The 16,872-nt window shown below is 43.0% G+C and carries 13 protein-coding genes; 11 read left to right on the plus strand and 2 right to left on the minus strand.

What is annotated here, in order from left to right; translation table 11 throughout:
* Positions 1 to 1,504, minus strand: a 1,504-nt coding sequence (gene istA, locus COP04_RS06990) for an IS21 family transposase (protein ID WP_100487311.1), incomplete at its 3' end; no start/stop codon positions are given.
* 1,343 nt (positions 1,505 to 2,847) lie between these two features.
* Between istA and COP04_RS07000 the strand changes: the two genes are divergently transcribed.
* The 4 genes from COP04_RS07000 to COP04_RS07020 all read left to right on the plus strand — a co-directional run bounded on the left by COP04_RS07000 (position 2,848) and on the right by COP04_RS07020 (position 5,484).
* Positions 2,848 to 3,180, plus strand: coding sequence for an ArsR/SmtB family transcription factor (locus COP04_RS07000; protein WP_100487313.1), 333 nt, complete (start codon positions 2,848 to 2,850; stop codon positions 3,178 to 3,180).
* A 73-nt stretch (positions 3,181 to 3,253) separates the two neighbouring features.
* On the plus strand, positions 3,254 to 3,652 hold the full coding sequence (locus COP04_RS07005) for a VOC family protein (RefSeq protein ID WP_100487314.1): 399 nt from the start codon (positions 3,254 to 3,256) through the stop codon (positions 3,650 to 3,652).
* Positions 3,653 to 3,904: 252 nt separating this feature from the next.
* Positions 3,905 to 5,281 carry an MFS transporter gene (locus COP04_RS07015; RefSeq protein WP_100487316.1) on the plus strand — a complete coding sequence of 459 codons (1,377 nt, stop codon included), beginning with the start codon at positions 3,905 to 3,907 and terminating at the stop codon, positions 5,279 to 5,281.
* Between the two features lie 14 nt (positions 5,282 to 5,295).
* Positions 5,296 to 5,484, plus strand: a complete 189-nt coding sequence (locus COP04_RS07020) for a hypothetical protein (RefSeq protein WP_157800219.1) — start codon at positions 5,296 to 5,298, stop codon at positions 5,482 to 5,484.
* A gap of 260 nt (positions 5,485 to 5,744) precedes the next feature.
* On the opposite strand, the gene COP04_RS20220 is transcribed toward COP04_RS07020, so the two are convergent.
* Positions 5,745 to 6,467 (minus strand): coiled-coil domain-containing protein, encoded by a 723-nt coding sequence (locus COP04_RS20220; RefSeq protein WP_239984796.1) that lies wholly within the window; start codon positions 6,465 to 6,467, stop codon positions 5,745 to 5,747.
* A gap of 472 nt (positions 6,468 to 6,939) precedes the next feature.
* Between COP04_RS20220 and tnpA the strand changes: the two genes are divergently transcribed.
* From tnpA to COP04_RS07065, 7 genes are all read left to right on the plus strand, one after another.
* Positions 6,940 to 7,356, plus strand: a complete 417-nt coding sequence (tnpA, locus tag COP04_RS07030; RefSeq protein ID WP_100487318.1) for an IS200/IS605 family transposase — start codon at positions 6,940 to 6,942, stop codon at positions 7,354 to 7,356.
* A gap of 658 nt (positions 7,357 to 8,014) precedes the next feature.
* Positions 8,015 to 10,441 (plus strand): Xaa-Pro dipeptidyl-peptidase, encoded by a 2,427-nt coding sequence (locus COP04_RS07040; RefSeq protein WP_100487320.1) that lies wholly within the window; start codon positions 8,015 to 8,017, stop codon positions 10,439 to 10,441.
* A 102-nt stretch (positions 10,442 to 10,543) separates the two neighbouring features.
* Positions 10,544 to 11,965 carry a C69 family dipeptidase gene (locus COP04_RS07045; RefSeq protein ID WP_100487321.1) on the plus strand — a complete coding sequence of 474 codons (1,422 nt, stop codon included), beginning with the start codon at positions 10,544 to 10,546 and terminating at the stop codon, positions 11,963 to 11,965.
* 284 nt (positions 11,966 to 12,249) lie between these two features.
* Positions 12,250 to 12,966, plus strand: coding sequence for a response regulator transcription factor (locus COP04_RS07050; RefSeq protein WP_100489576.1), 717 nt, complete (start codon positions 12,250 to 12,252; stop codon positions 12,964 to 12,966).
* A complete protein-coding gene (locus COP04_RS07055) occupies positions 12,956 to 14,290 on the plus strand; it encodes a HAMP domain-containing sensor histidine kinase (RefSeq protein ID WP_100487322.1) in 1,335 nt (444 codons plus the stop codon). The genes COP04_RS07050 and COP04_RS07055 overlap by 11 nt, the downstream gene beginning before the upstream one ends.
* A gap of 125 nt (positions 14,291 to 14,415) precedes the next feature.
* Positions 14,416 to 15,078 carry a VTT domain-containing protein gene (locus tag COP04_RS07060; protein WP_100487323.1) on the plus strand — a complete coding sequence of 221 codons (663 nt, stop codon included), beginning with the start codon at positions 14,416 to 14,418 and terminating at the stop codon, positions 15,076 to 15,078.
* Between the two features lie 396 nt (positions 15,079 to 15,474).
* Positions 15,475 to 16,743, plus strand: a complete 1,269-nt coding sequence (locus COP04_RS07065; RefSeq protein ID WP_100487324.1) for a ferredoxin reductase family protein — start codon at positions 15,475 to 15,477, stop codon at positions 16,741 to 16,743.
* The last annotated feature ends 129 nt before the right edge of the window (positions 16,744 to 16,872 follow it).

The raw sequence follows: 16,872 nt of genomic DNA on the forward strand, positions 1-16,872 counted from the left end.
CCCTTACCAGTTGTCGGTATTGACTAATATCGGTCACTTTCACCTTGTAGCCCTGCAGGGCTTCCGAAGTTTGGCCAGCCAGGCGAGTCACATTGCCGGTCACCTGTTGAATGATTTCATAAACCGCTTCGTACGTGAAGTTCTGCCTTCGTTCCGCTTCGGTCAGTGCCTCGGTCAATGTGGCCATACCCAAGTCCCGGTGAAGGAGTAGAAGTCGAATAAATTTGCGGTCTCCAGCTGCGCCTTCAGCCTCACGCATTTTGCGGTGAAATTGCCGGAAAACTTCAGGGATCTGCGGACTCTGAAAGGGGAGCGCATCTCGGATGGCACGCGGTTTTTTCAGAAGCGCCTCCAGATAGTGATCCAGACGGGTGAACAGCTGATTTCGTTCGTAAGAACGAGGATACTCCGCGATCACTTGATTCTGAGCCACAATGACCAGATGATCCACGAACTTCTTGACCCAGACGGCCTGTCCCACATAAACGCAAGGAACGGAATACTGATTCGTTTCCACATGAATTAAGGAGAGCTGATTGACCTGACAGGACACCAGTTGGCAGGCTTCAAACGGTGTTTCCGGTAGGGGATGGAGCGTCAGCTTTTCCCTGGCCCAAACCTGGGCCACCGTTTCATCGGTATGCGGAACACGGACGTGTTCCGCTTCTTTCTGGCACCACTCCAGAAGGTAGTCATTCAGCTCATCCAGGGACTGTACGTCTGGAAAAGGAACGAGTGTGTTACGCCGGACATAACCGACCGTTCCTTCAATCCGGCCTTTTTCATTTCCCCTTCGGGGATTGGCGAATGTGGCTTTGAATCCGTAATGCGCCTGGAGCGCGATAAACGCTTCCTGTTCCAGGCGATGCCGGCCCTCCAGAATTTTCTCTACGGCTGTTTTCAAATTGTCCAAGAGGCCTTCGACCGGCACACCTCCCAGAAATTCAAAAGCGTGTACAAAGCCATCCAAAAAAGCCTCCTGTTTCTGATGGGCATAGGCTCGGACAAAACGTAAACGGCTAGATGAGAGCTGGAGACAAAACAAAAAGATTCTCTGCGTCCGCCCGCTCAGGATGATATCCGCCTCACCCCAGTCGAACTGGAATTGAAGGCCCAATTGAAACTCAAGGGGGATGAACACCTCCTTCTGTTTTTGCCTTCTCCGAGCAACGAGTTTACGAATGTTAGAGGCAGATCCTTTGAAGTTGTATTCTTCGACCAATCGTTGATAAACTCTCGCCGCCGTATGTTTCTGTTTGACCCAGTGTTTTTGATCCTCAAGGAGCCACTGATCGATGACGGGCAGAATGCGTTGAGTTTCCTCTGAGTATTCTTTCTTCCCGTACGAACGTTGCCGAACCGCAAGGGTCGGAGGCTCCTTCTGTTTGAGATATTTACTCACCGTATTTCTTGAAATCCCTAAATTTCTCGCAATCTCACGTTGAGAAAGGCCTTCAACCTCCTTCATAATTTTGATACGATCATAGAGAGCCATATCGATCATCCTTTTTTCCCTCTCCCTTATGTAGAATTGCTGGTTACTTTTCTATCATAGGAAAGATGGGCTAAAAATTGGAAATCATGTGGCTCATTTCTATGCGATCATTTTGCCTATAAATGGCTCAATTCCAAGTTATCAAAAACACCAGTATTCAAAGCAACATACGATGAAAAAAAACATATCATTACCTGATCACTCTCATACAGTCTTAGTCAAAAATTATACGAAGAGTTAATCGCACATAAAGATTATTATCTGTCTTTTACTTTCCCCAGCCCAGTACAAAAAGATACAAAAAGATACTAAACTCCATTCTACGACACTTTCTAAAGGTGAATGGGCAGGGGGAGGCAGATTGAGATATTCTAAGGTTGTTTTGAACAAGAGTAATTCATTAGCACTGGAGGAAAGAAAATGTAGTGGCCAGCAGTATTCGCTTAATAATGTTGACGAGGATAAAGATAGCTGAGGATCTGATAAACGATCTATAATTTGCTGGAACAGGAAGGCCTGAAGATACTAACCGTCAATACCAAGCACGTGAAGAACATCCCGGATGTGAAAATGAATTTCAGAAGTTTGAAAATAAGTATTAATGAGAGGGTTAGCTGAGACCCAAGAAAATACACGAAATGACTAGATACAAGGATCATGGAGGTTTCCAGATTTATCGCTTTTGTATCTTTTCGTTTATAGCCTGACTTCCTAACGAATAAAGTATGATTAAGACTAAAAGCAGAACAATACGCAATATCTCAAATTTAAAAGGAACGATCACAATAACAGCAAGGATTAAAGCAATGTAAAGCAATGCCAAAAGAAAAGGAGATCGTTTAAATGACAAGTAAGTGCTAACAAATCTTTTCATCAGAGATCATCTCTTAGATAAATAATTTTATACGGACAATTATATAAGATATGTCATGTAAACGCTATACATTTTTAATGACCATATAACTATAAAATCGAGACTTTATCCGATAAATCGACAAGATAATTTAACCATACGGAGGGATTTCGATGAGAATAAAGGGAATAAAAATAAACACGGATGACTGATCAGCCACTCAAAAAGTTTTTTAAAGAAATTATACGGTCACCGTATCCATTGACAGCATAAGCAAAGAGTTTAGAACCTTGATTATTCAAGGACTCTGGGTTCTTATTTTAAAAAAAGTTGGTGATATTGGAAGCAGAACAGATAAACACATTAAAGACTGTAACTTAAATATTTGATTAATGGATTCTTTCATATTGTTAAATAGTTAAATATATGTTTAACGTTTGAATTATAAAGCTTTTTTCGATAAGATACAACGTAGAAGGGAGGGGGAGTTCATAATCCGATGCGATCAATTATTCATCCCGGTATGACAGATGTTGCTCTGGAACAACTGTTTTATGCACTCAGTGATAACACACGCTTAAAAATTGTTGAGCGGCTGTATAAATCCGGTGAACAGCAGTGCAAGTCCTTTGACACCCTGGCTTCGAAAGCGGCGCTGTCCCATCATTTCAAAGTCCTGAGAGAGACTGGAGTCATTTGGGTGAGAGAAGAAGGAAGAAAACGTTTTTTATCTGTCCGAGCCAAAGAGCTGGATCAAAAGTTTCCCAGCCTTTTGGAAACAGTCATCGAATGTAAGGTGAAAAATGATGCTGAGATACATTCGCAAAAGTAATCTTTATTTTTAATCTGTACTGGCCTGATTTTATCAACTTTTTTGAAAATATGGATGAAGGAGAGTAAGTAAAATGAAAATAAAAAAGGCATACTTTCGCATGTATGTCAATAATCTCGATGACGTCTTGCCTTTTTATCAGAAACTCTATGGATTGCCGGTCAATTTAAGATTCAAATACGAGGAAATGCATCTGGAATTAGCTTCAATCGGACATTTTCTGTTTGTCGCCGGAACGCCTGATGACTTAAAGCCATTCAGCCAAACTAAAATAACCTTTTTAGTCGATTCTCTGGATGATTTTCTCACTTATTTTGAGGAGAACAAAATAAAAATCATTAGAAAACCCCGAAAAGTGCCGACCGGTAGAAATGTGACGGTGCAGCATCCGGACGAATTGATTGCGGAGTATGTTGAGCATCAGGTTTCCGAAGTTCAAGCGGTCAATCTGATGAGTCACGAAAAATCCTGATTTTTGAATTAAAAGATTAATCGACGGCAAGCGGGATACACAAAAAATAAAGCAGTGTTATTGGAGAGATACTGGTGAGAGCTTTAACTGTGTGCGGAAAAGAAAAAAGGACTCTTACTCTCGGAATGACTGGAGGTACACCGGAAAGATCCACTTTGATCGAGAGGGTTTTCCAACGGCTTCATCTTGTTGCATTTTTTTGCCTGACAGCGATGCAGGAGCAGCAACGCAATGGCACTAGGAGGCAGGAAGATGAGTAGTTGGAGGAAGAACCACACGATTTTTATGGCGGCCATTTTGTCCGGATCGATACTTAATCCACTGAATTCATCGATGATTGCCTTGGCACTGCACAGCATTCAGCAGGACTATCATCTGAGTTTCGCGACTGTCTCTTGGCTGGTCTCTGCTTTCTATCTGGTCAGTGCTGTCGGTCAGCCGGTGACGGGGAAGGCTGGCGATCTGGTCGGGCGACGAAAGTTGTTCCTCGGCGGTCTGGTGCTTTCGGCAATCGCCTGTTTTTTTGCCCCTCTGGCATCGACTTTTCTTATCCTGCTTCTGATGCGTCTCTTACAGGCGGTCGGCAACAGCACAATTTATCCTTCCAGCGTGGCTCTGGTACAGCGTTCAGTCAGTCAGAAGAAACAGGGATCCGCGCTGGCCGCCTTGGCCATTTGCGCGTCGGTGATGACGGCGTTTGGTCCGACGGTTGGCGGTTTCCTGATTGTCTGGGGGGGCTGGCCGAGTATTTTCTACGTGAATTATCCGTTTATTTTCATCAGTCTCATTCTCGGTTTCTTCGTGTTTCCGAAGGACGTCAGAAATCATGCTTATCACTTGAAAAGTTTTCTGTGGCAGCTGGACATCCCCGGAATTGTTTTGTTCTCGATCAGTATTGTCGGCCTGCTCTGGTTCCTGCTCACACTGAAAGAACACGTTGCGTTTTGGACACTTGCCATCGGTCTGGCTGCAGCGGCACTTTTTATCTGGAGAGAATGGAAGACGCACGCCCCCTTTGTCGATCTGCATCTGTTGAAAATGAATCACCGGCTGACGCTTGTCTATCTGCTTTTTATTCTGCTGAACGTCGCTAATTACTGCCTTTTTTACGGTATGCCTGCTTTTTTTCAGAGCGGGATGCATCTGGGTGTCCGCGCGAGCGGGGCAATGATGCTGTCCATGTCGCTCGCCAGCGTTGTTGCTTCACTGATCATCGGACGACGGATTGACCGTTCGGGGCCAGCTGGGCCGCTGAAAATAGGAGCTGTTCTGACTGTACTCGGATCACTGCTCTTAATGATTGTTGCTTTCGACCGCTCCCTGATTCTAATTGGGCTGTTTCTGCTCCTGATCGGTTGTGGTTATGGTATCGGCAACGTCGCTTTACAGACAATGATGCTGATTGAGTCACCTGAAGAAATTGTCGGCACAAGCGCCGGACTGTTCCAAACGTGCCGCTTCATCGGTTCGATCGGAGCCTCAGCCGTTCTCGGCGTCATCTTTGCCCAGACAATCACTTCGATGGATTTTCTTGCCCTGACATGGGTACTTTCCGCCGTCAGCATTCCGGTGCTTTTGATCAGCTTGATTTTCTTTGGAAAAAAGCGTGCTGCAGGGGATGCAAAGTGAGGGAGTTTGAATGCGTGTCTTTGGTTAATGGCTATGTTAAAGTTCAATATTGGTTTCACCATTCTGTTGATTGGAACAAAGGGGCGCGGGCTCTGGCGGGAACCGCGGGCCCCAGCAGTGAAGTAGCGAGGGGGCTTGCGGATCGCCCGTGGAAAGCGAGCACATGGAGCGAAAATCAACAGATGAATTTAACAAAGCCTTAATGAGATTTATCAGAAAAATTCTGAATGAATGCTATCTCACACTATGTTTTACTTTGCCGGCTACCATTTTGTCGAAACGAATGGTTGGTACTTAATCTCATCAGAAGACATCATATAAATCTATATCGCCCATATCAATCCGACTACTTGATTCGTTTTAGTCAATGAACTCCTGATTTAAACTCACTGGTCTTTAGCCAGTAGATCCTTTCAGGACTTGGCGGCACAAGATACGCATTTAAACCTTGTGATTCGTTTGATCATCGAGCTTGCTTCAGGTTTCTTATTTCGCCTTCCTGCACGATCGACCGTACTGAAAGGGTAGTTATCACCTTTCCTTGCTCATCAAATTTCATATTTAGTTCGGTTATGGCTTCTGAATTTTTAACAACTTGCTTTTGAATACCATCAACTTTCCTCTCAATTCGATCCAAATGATCGTTAATTCCATCAAATTTTTGACCCACCGCATCGAACCTTTGATCTACTGCGTCAAACTTCTGATCCACCGCGTCGAACCTTTGATCTATGACGTCAAACTTCTGGTCCATTGCGTCGAACCTTTGATCTACTGCGTTAAACTTTTGATCCACCGCGTCGAACCTTTGATCTACTGCGTCAAACTTCTGATCCACCGCGTTGAACCTTTGATCTACTGCGTTAAACTTTTGATCCACCGCGTCGAACCTTTGATCTACTGCGTTAAACTTTTGATCCACTGCGTCGAACCTTTGATCAATTATGTCAAACTTCTGGTCCATTGCGTCAAACCTTTGATCAATTACGTCAAACTTTTGATCCATTGCATCGAACCTTTGATCAATTGCACCAAACTTTTGATCCATTGCGTCAAACCTTTGATCAATTGCACCAAACTTTTGATCCACCGCATCGAGCTTTTGATCAATGACGTCAAACTTTTGATTAACTGCCTTAAATCCTTGTCTCATTTCTGTGAGAATTAATTTGAGCTCTTCGTTCATTCAAAATCATGCCTCATTTCATAGGGATTATTAGTCTCAACATATATAATTATATATGGAAATGCGGGGGTTCGTATATATTTTTTCGACAATCAGATTAAACCATAGAACCTGAATTATTCATAGGGAATCTTTTCTCCTCATAACCTGTTGGTTCCATTTTTACAATATTATCTGTCTTGTCTTAGGCAGCGGTCATTAGGGCTTTCTTTCCTACTTTTTTCCAGCTTGTTTACTATTGTCTTCCTTATTTTACTATACCGGATAATAACTCAAGTCTAACACAATTAAATAGTGGTGCTTTTCTTGTCCTGAAGTCCTTTATCTGTGTATCGTCAAGAGAAGTATGTGATGTGTACAGTCATTAAATATTTTTGGCAGGCAGCAGACTTTTTCAGACTAGGGGATACTCCAGTATCCTCTGAAGCTCTGCTATAATAAGGTTAGGTGAACAAAATGAGATATATAAACTATGGAAGACACGGCCTACGATATGCAATACCATATTGTCTGGACAACCAAATATCGTTATAAAATACTGCGAGGGAAAGTAGCCGTACGACTCAGGGGGATTATATGGCAGGGGTGTGAGGCAAGAAATATTCAAATTATCAGGGGATGTATCGGGAAAGAATATGTACATCTATTGGTGTCCTGTCCGCCCAATATAGCTCTGAGTAATTTGCTTCAGTATCTCAAGGGACACTCTTCAAAAATGTTACAGGAAGAGTTCAATAAATTAAGGCAAAGGTATTGGGAACAGCATTTATGGGCACCGGGCTATTACTGCGGGACAGTGGGATCCGTGACAGAAGATATGATCAAAGAGTACATCGAGAACCAAGACAACGGCCAGGATGACGAGACGTTCAAAATTGTCAAAGACTGAGTTCAGTCGAAATCTTAAATTTGCTTGAGCCGAGGATTTTTTGAACGGCCTTAACCGGAAAAAATCCCCCCAAAAAAGAATTTGCAGCCAGATATTTGCTGAACTCATGATAATAACTGCAATAAAAAGGGAGAACATCAATGATTACCCAAATAGTGACAATAACATCTCGTTGTGGTTATTGCTTTATTGTTTGTTGCCTAGCGTGCAAAAACGGTGCACTTTGAGTGCCCAGTCTGCGGATATGCGTTTAAAGTATCGGTTGCGACATTCATGATCGCCTTTCGCATGATGGGGAAACGTGATGTTACGCGCCCAAACTGCGGGTACAGGGGGATGCCGCCGCCTGCAATTGCTGACGAATAATAAATGGACTGTCTCCAGAAAAGGTTATTCACTTAACGTGCTCCTTTCATCGCCGCCCTCCCATTTATGCAAATTTACCGATCCTCGATTTGCCCCCCAATTTTGGTCACACAATCGGGGGGCAAATCGCTCATATGGATTTATCAATATTCCTGAGAAAATATAAGCCTTCACAGTAATTTATCAGTCATCCCGTTACTCCTGTTTGAAAATCCACAGTAACGAAACAGCCTGATTGAAGCCAAGTAAGTGTTATAATGACTTCAGTTACTATATGAGGAGTTTTAGACATATGAAGAACAATCAATTTGCCCGGTTATTTGCCGACCACAAAACAGTGCTAAACGAATTACAAAGGATTCATTTCTTAGATGATCGAGTAGGCCGCGCGGTGACACCTGCCGGTACATATCGTTTGCTGCTGCGAAAGGCTTTTTTGAAGGTCAGGAGCGGCAATGAGCTTAATAGCAAACTTAAAAACTACTTAGCTACTCCCGATACCGATCTCAAGGATTACTTAGATAATGATCGGCCCATCACGCCGAACGTCTTCTATTTGGTTGCCCTGCAACTATTCGATTTCTTAGTTGATGTCGACTATGCAATCAATGATCCGCTTACTGCCATGGAAAAAATGCAGTTACCGGTAATTGAAGCCTCAGGTGTGTGGAACAAAGATCAGTTACTGGATGCCTGGTATCTGCTGCTGACGACCCACACTAAGGACGGCCAGACTTTTCTTGATCAGCTGACGAATCAAGGCTACTTTGCCTCGTTTTACGATTTGCCGGCCAGCAGGAAGCCGTTGTTTTTTAACGGCAAAGCCCAGGCAGTCTTTGATACGGCTAAACTGATTCGCGATGTCGTCTATGTGGAATCTTCAGTTGATTCCGATCACGACGGCAAACGTGATTTACTCAAAGTTGAAATTGTCCGCCCGGCGGATACTGAAAAAGATTTGAAGGTACCTGTTCTCTACACAGCCAGTCCTTACAACCAGGGAATAAACGACGAAGCTGGCGAGAAGGCCACGCATAACGTCAATGTACCGTTAAAAGAAAAGCAGCCCAATGATTTGAGTTACCAGGACATTGCCTATCACGGCGATGGAATATCACTGCCGGAGCCCAGACCGGTTTCTGGGGAAACGAAACAAGCCACTGAAACGTTTAGTCGCGAACAGTCCTATACGTTAAACGATTACTTTCTGGCGCGCGGTTTTGCGGCGGTCTACTCTGCCGGCATCGGAACGCTTGATTCTGACGGGATTCAAACGTGTGGTGATCCGCAACAAACTGAGGCGACAGTCGATGTCATTGAATGGCTGAGTGGCAAACGGCAGGCCTTCACCAACCGAACGGACAATATCGCGATCACTGCCTGGTGGTGCAATGGTTCTGTGGCCATGACCGGCCGCTCCTATCTCGGCACCCTGGCTACAGCTGCTGCCACGACCGGGGTTGAAGGATTAAAGACGATCATTTCTGAAGCGGCCATTTCATCCTGGTACGATTACTATCGTGACAGCGGTTTGACGATTGCCCCCGGTGGTTTTCCTGGTGAAGACGCTGATGTACTGGCCATAGAGACGATGAGCCGGATGAAGTCCGCTGCTGATTACCAGCTGAACATCAAAGATTTCTTCTCCCGGCAGATGAAGCAGATGGCTCAAGACATGGATCGTGACTCGGGCAATTACAACACCTTCTGGGATGCCCGCAACTACCGCAAGAATATGAAGCACATCAAATGTGATGTGCTTCTGGTCCACGGCTTAAACGATTGGAATGTTAAACCGCGTCAGGTAGAAAAGCTGTGGCAAGGATTGCGGGATGTGCCGGTCACCAAAAAGATCATCCTGCACCAGGGACAGCACATCTACATCAATGCTTTCCGTTCCATTGATTATACGGACATAATCAACCTCTGGGTCAGTCATGAACTTTATGGCATCGAAAACGGAGCCAAGGAAAGCTTACCGAACGTGATCGTTCAGGACAATGTGACCCCGGAAACATGGAACGCTTATCATGATTGGTCCGAGCCGGATTTAGCTAAGACGACCTATAAACTGGCCGCAGGGAAACTGGTTATTACTCCTGTCAGTCATGAGGTGCAGTCGTTCAAGGATCATTTGCCAGAAGATGTCTTTAATCGCTACGCTACTCATATTGATCAGTGGGAGCATGACATCATAGAGGATCAAAGAAACGATCTGGCTGAAAACCGCTTGTTGTTCAAGTCCCAGCCAATGGACGGGGACACGATGATCGACGGCAATGTCGACATCCACGTCAAGGTAGCCGCAAATCGTCCATTTGGGATGCTGAGTTTCCAACTGGTCGACTATGGCGAGGCAAAACGATTTAATGTTTCCCCAACCCCAATTCACGGGATGGATCTGGCCTATCATTGGCGCGAGGATCGTCTTCGTGAATTCACTTTGGCTAATTTTGCCACGCCATTTAAGATGATTTCGAAGGGCCATATCAATTTGCAAAACCGGGAAAATCCCTGGAAGACCAATGAATTGAAGCCTGACCAATTCTACGATGTGGACATTGAACTCCAGCCTACATTCCACAAATTAGCCGCCGGCCATCAACTGGGGCTCGTTATTTACGCTACCGACTTTGGAATGACGGTGCGCGGCAATCAGGATCTGCGCTACGCGCTGGAATTAGCTGGCTGTCACCTCGATGTCCCATTTAAAAAATAAGGTATAAAAAGAGGTTGTCTCAAAACGGTAATTAAGGAATCGTTCATTAATCAACCAGCTTTCAACAATGAAACTGGAATACGGTCAAAGAAGGTTTTCATAATGTCAAAGTCAAATCATTCAAGCTGTACGGCAGTCCTTGTCGGGAAGGAGGCCTCCATTGATGGTTCGACAATGGTCGCCCGTAATGAAGACGGACACGGGGCGATTAATCCGAAGCGATTTACAGTGGTGAAAGCTGAAGATCATCGGAGCAGGTACGTTTCTCGTGTCAATGAATTTGCGATCGATTTGCCTGATAACCCGCTGCGTCATACATTTACGCCAGGCGCTGATGAGTCTGAGGGGGTTTGGGGCGAATCAGGTATCAACACGGATAATGTGGCAATGAGCGCGACTGAAACGGAATTCACCAATCCCCGTGTACTTGGTTTTGACCCATTGGTGAAAGAAGGCATTGGTGAAGAAGCCATGGAGTCTGTGGTTATACCCTACATTCATTCTGCGCGCGAAGGCGTGGCACGTCTCGGAAAAATGATTGAAAAATATGGGACCTATGAGAGCAACGGTATTGCTTTTTCAGATGCGAATGAGGTCTGGTATATGGAAACGGTAGGCGGGCACCATTGGGCAGCCCAAAGGATTCCGGACGATGCGTATGCCATCGCGCCCAATCAGACGGGCATTCAGAACATCGATTTTTCAAAGCCGGATGAATTCATGTGGGCGACAGATCTCCGGGAATTTGCTGAAGAGAATCGCTTAAATCCGAGCAAAACGGAGTTTAATTTCAGAAATATTTTCGGGACGCATACGGAAGCGGACCGACACTACAACACGCCGCGCGCTTGGTACGGGCAGAAATATCTTAATCCCGAAATTGAGCAGGATCCGATGAGCGATGAAATTCCCTTCATTCAGCGAACGGATCATAAAATCAGCATCGAGGATATTCAATATATCTTGAGTTCACATTACCAGGGAACGCTATACGATGCCTTTGGCAATGGGACGGAAGAGCAGAAACATACGTTCCGTCCAATCGGCATTGACCGGAATCAGGAATTTCATATTTTGCAGATTCGTAATGATGTTCCAGCCGAATATGCAGCAATTCATTGGCTGACCTTTGGTGTGAATCTCTATAGCGCACAGGTGCCGTTCTATGCGAACGTAAATGACACGCCTGGAAATTATCAGAATACCACGAACACGGCCGATATGAACAGCATCTACTGGCTGAACAAAACGATTGCCGCACTTGCGGAACCGCATTATCATCAGGTGATCAACGAGGTCAATACGTTTAAAGATGAGGCACAAAGCTACGTTTGCGGAAGGATTGCCTCTGCAGACAAACAGGCAGAAGAATTGTCCGGCAAGGAGTTGACTGCTTTTCTGACAAAACAGAATGAAATCACTGCTGCTGAAGTGACGAAGCGTACTTATGCCTTGTTTGACAGCCTGGTCAAAGAGGCAAGCAACCACATGCTGCTTACTTTTGAAAAAGGTCAGAATTTATAATTTGATAAAGAGAGAAATGATAAGGAAAAAATCGGAGGGGTGTTCCCCCTTCGATTTTTGTGTTTAAATTTTAAAACAATCTCGATAAATATTGGGATGTAGATCAGATACTCAAGTTTCACATGACCGACCCCTGAGTATTATGCTTTATGGTTTCATGATTTTTTATATTTGTTTTATAGTTTTTTTAGGATGCAATGATAGAATGAACGATTATGTTAAAGTGAAGGATGGTTAAGGAAGGTTCCAATATTTTAAATGAAGAAAGGTAAATGGTGACGATGATGAACCAATCCATATTAATTGTGGATGATGATAAAGATATTGTCAGATTGATTTCAGACGGTCTCGAATATGAACAATTCAAAGCGGTCTCCGCCTTTTCTGGATTAGAGGCTTTGGAGGAAGTACGTTCAGGTCATATTGATTTTGTTATTTTGGATATCATGATGCCTGAAATGGATGGACTGGATGTATGCCGGACACTTCGGCGCGAATCCAATGTCCCGATTCTCATTCTGAGCGCCAGAGACCGGGAAATGGATAAAATTACTGGGCTCGAAATTGGAGCTGATGATTATATGACAAAACCATTTAGTGTTCAGGAATTGATTTCGAGAGTAAAGGCGCACTTTCGCAAATTTGATCGGCTAAAAAAAGAATGGAGTGTTCAAGCGAGTCAAGAAACGAATCATGACGTGACCAACAGGCGACTTATTTTAAATAAAAAGACTTATGAAACATTACTTGATGGACATAAAATTGATCTATCGGTCAGAGAGTTTCAAATTTTAGCTTATTTATCCGATCATTCTGGTCAGGTATTGAGCAGGGAACAAATATATGAAAATGTCTGGGGCGATGAATTCGGAGATATTAACACAATTACGGTTCATATCAAAAACATTCGGAAGAAAATGGGTGAAAATTTCAATTCAATTAAAACGATATGGGGGATTGGCTACCAATTCATCAATGAGGACAATCTAAATGAAACTTAAACTCAAATTATCGCTGATCTTTTCAATGATTGTCGTACTGATGGTACTCATGATTTTGCTCTATATTAAAATGGATGTTGCGGATCACATCGTTTCAACAGTTAGCGGACTGCAGACGCGCTATAATTACAGTGGCCAAAAGCTGGCAACTCAAATAGGCTCTGCATATCCTGACATGCCATCCATCAAGGAGACAATAAAAGCTGCATCAGTACGTGAGAAAATAGATCTTTCACTTTACAGTAAAAACATCGTAGAAATGTACGCGTTTCACGGTGACCCTGATATAAAAGCACTTGGCGAGAAATGGTTTCCAGTCAGGGACAACAACGGGCAAAACGTTTTACTGCTACGTGTACAGTATCCTCTTAAATTTGAAAACGCTGCATTGCATGATGTTCTGATCCGGACGCTACTCTTCCTTATTATTTCACTCGGTATTATTTTTATCTTGCTTGTCTTTTATCTAAACCACCTGATTACTAAACCCATCAGGCAACTTAACGGTTTCATCAAAAGAATCAACTTTATAGGCCCTGTATTGGTAAATAAGGAAAGACGAAGGGACGAAATCGGCGAACTCTATGATCATGTTCGAGATTTGCAGAGTAGGCTGAAACAGACCAATCAGGAGCAGGTCGATCTTATTTCCGCGATTACACATGACATTAAGACACCGCTGACTTCCATTCACGGCTTTATCGAACTTCTGCTCACTCAGAATAGGCTGCCTGAACAGACAAAAAAGGACTACCTGCACCTGATTGAAAGAAAATCACAGGATATGACGCAACTTGTGAACATTTTCTCTTCATTCACTAAAAATGAGATGCTACTGTTATCCATAGCATTACGCCCGATCTATGTCCGGCGTTTCTTTCAAAATGTCGCTGCAGAATACGAAACCGAGTTATCCGGACTGGAAATCGTATCCGTCTGGAACCAGCGCTTTGATAAAAATGATCTATTCTATGGTGATGAAACAATGCTGCGACGCGTTTTCGCCAATATTATCAGCAACGCTGTACGCTATGGACGCAGTCCTAATTTACAGATCTGGGTCGAGGGGTATCCGGGCAAACACGATTTTTTCTTTAGGATTGAAGATAATGGAATAGGTGTACCGGAGAAAGATTTCAAGCTTCTCTTTCAAAAGTTTTTCACAGTTGATCCGTCACGTCAATCCGAAGCAGGAGGCACAGGGCTTGGACTGGCCTCTGTTCAGTCGATTATCGAAAAACATGGAGGAAGTATTCATGCCTTTCGATCCGAGAAGGGCGGGTTAGGACTATTATTTTCACTGCCTAAGCCTGAGCATCTATAAATGACTGTCACACATTAGGATGCACCCTTAGATGATCAATTTATTTTTCTTTATATCTCCTTCACTTTCATTTTATTTTTTCTTGATAGACTAGTCTAGAATCGAAATGAAGGAGAGATATCTGAATGAGCTCTCTATCTTGGATCATTAACACTTTTTTGCACGTTGACCAAGCTCTAGCTCAAATTGTCGTTCAGTACGGTATCTGGACATATGGCATTCTTTTTGTCGTCATTTTCATTGAAACGGGACTCGTTATTTGCCCGTTTCTTCCAGGTGATTCTTTGCTTTTTGTTACCGGGGCTATTGCCGCCCACAACAGTTCGGGTATCAATCTGCTGGCTCTGATCATTCTGATTATTTTTGCCGCAGTTCTTGGAGCTACGGTTAATTATTGGATTGGGCGCGAAATCGGGCAGGGCCTGAAGAAACATCATCTGTTCGTCAAGCTGATCAGTGAGGAACAAATGGAAAGAGCCGAGAAATTTTTCGATAAGCATGGCGGATTTGCTGTCTTTCTCGGCCGGTTTATTCCTTTCATCCGAACCTTTATCCCGTTCATTGCCGGTGGCAGCAGGATGCGTTATTCATACTTCTTTTTATACAACGTGGTTGGCGGTTCAGTGTGGACCCTAATCGGCTTGTTTGTCGGGTATTTCTTCGGACAAATCCCGGTCATTAAAGGAAATTATTCACTGATCATGCTGATGATTGTCTTCATTTCACTGATTCCCATTCTGCTGATTTGGCTGAAGAAGTTTTTTTTAAAGAAAACCCGGCAAAGCTAAGCCTCTGGCGCAGGCTGAGCCTTAGTTGTGACGGCCTATGGATGGCCTAATGCCGACATGCCACAGGACGTGGTGTTTTATGTTCGGCCACCTATAATCCGCAAAATTTTAACTTTCTTATTACTGTAAAAAAACAGTAGACTGAATGATGCAGAAACAAAAGTGCCAGTCAACGGTACATTTTTATATGAATAAATGAGCCGTCAAAGACATCCGGCAGCATGATGAGTTTTCTGTTCCTGTAAGGCTGGCTTTCGATTACTATCAAGCGGGCGCGTCCCTTATAAAGAAACTAGAGAAGAAAGATCCCTCTCACTCCCACCTCAAATATTCTTGTCCTGATAAGGGGCAGCTTTAAATTATACAGTTATTAGCAGGTCGCAAAGGGGTTTTATCATGAGAAAGAAATTAGGTATTCTTATTATTTTTTTTAGTGTAGCCTTAACATGGTTATTCTGGTTATTTGCCAAGCCCACTAGAGATATTGCTGTGATAAGTGGCTATTCTCAATTAGTGGCCGCTTGTGCTCTAGTTCTCTTTGCCTTAATAAATTTTATTTCTACGAGGCACAAGGTTGTTGATTATTTGTTCCATGGACTGGATCGATCGTATATTTATCATAAGTACTTAGGTATCTCAGCGCTGCTTTTGATTTTTGTTCACGACGTGACAATGAGCATAGGGAAAAGAAGTCCCATTCAAGCAGGATTACCTAAAGATCCTTATGCTATATACGGAAGTTTAAGTTTGTATTCGTTTGTAATTATTATGCTCATCGCTATTTTGGCAAAAGAGTTAAACTACAAAAGATGGAAGACTATTCATAAATTCATGCTGCTTGGATATGCATTAGGTATTTATCATTATTACGGAAGTGCAACTTATGCCGTTTTTTCGATCAATGCTTTTAGTATATGGTTAAATATGATAAATTGCATCGGTTTGTTATCTGCTATTTATAGTATTTTCTTTTATGAAAGAACTGCTTTTAAATATCATTTTAAAGTTAAAAAATTGAATGTGGTGGCAAAAGGAACGTTAGAAATTACGGTAAGCCCATTAGGCGCTAACATGGACTTTCAACCTGGGCAGTTTGCGTTTTTGAAAATATTGGATAAGGACAATCAATTTGCATCTCATCCATTTACTATCAGTCAAGCGCCCAAAAATGGAGAATTACAATTTACAATTAAAGATTTAGGCGATGATACAAAGGCTATAATGAACACACTGAAAATCGGTGACAAATTGGTTGTCGAAGGACCCCACGGAAAATTTAATTACAAGACAGGGGCTAAAAATCAAATATGGATTGCGGGCGGAATTGGCGTCACACCATTCAGGAGTTTTCTACAAGCAGGAATACCAGAAGATTATTCCATTAATTTCTTCTATGCCTATAACAGTGAAGAAAACGGGGCTTATGTGAATGAATTGCAGGAGTTGGCATGTAGCCATAACATAAAAATACATTTGTTTAATTCGAAAGAAAAAGGACATTTATCAGTAAGTGAAATGAGTCACTACGTTAAGACTGCAGAAACTATTGATGTCTATTTCTGTGGCCCTAAACCGATGAGAGAAAGTTTAAAAAAACAATTCATTAGCAGCAAACTAAAGGTCGGAAACTTTCATTATGAAAACTTTCAATTCAGGGATTTTTAAGTGTTCATTTAACTTTTGCTGCTTTGGTTGTTAGGCAGATAGACTTTGATATAGTGGGGAAGCCCGTTGCGTTTATAAAGTGTTTATTATGCCTTTACTTTCCAAAAGCGGGGATCTCAATCCATCGGA

It is taken from the genome of Sporolactobacillus pectinivorans (assembly GCF_002802965.1).
Lineage (GTDB): Bacteria > Bacillota > Bacilli > Bacillales > Sporolactobacillaceae > Sporolactobacillus > Sporolactobacillus pectinivorans.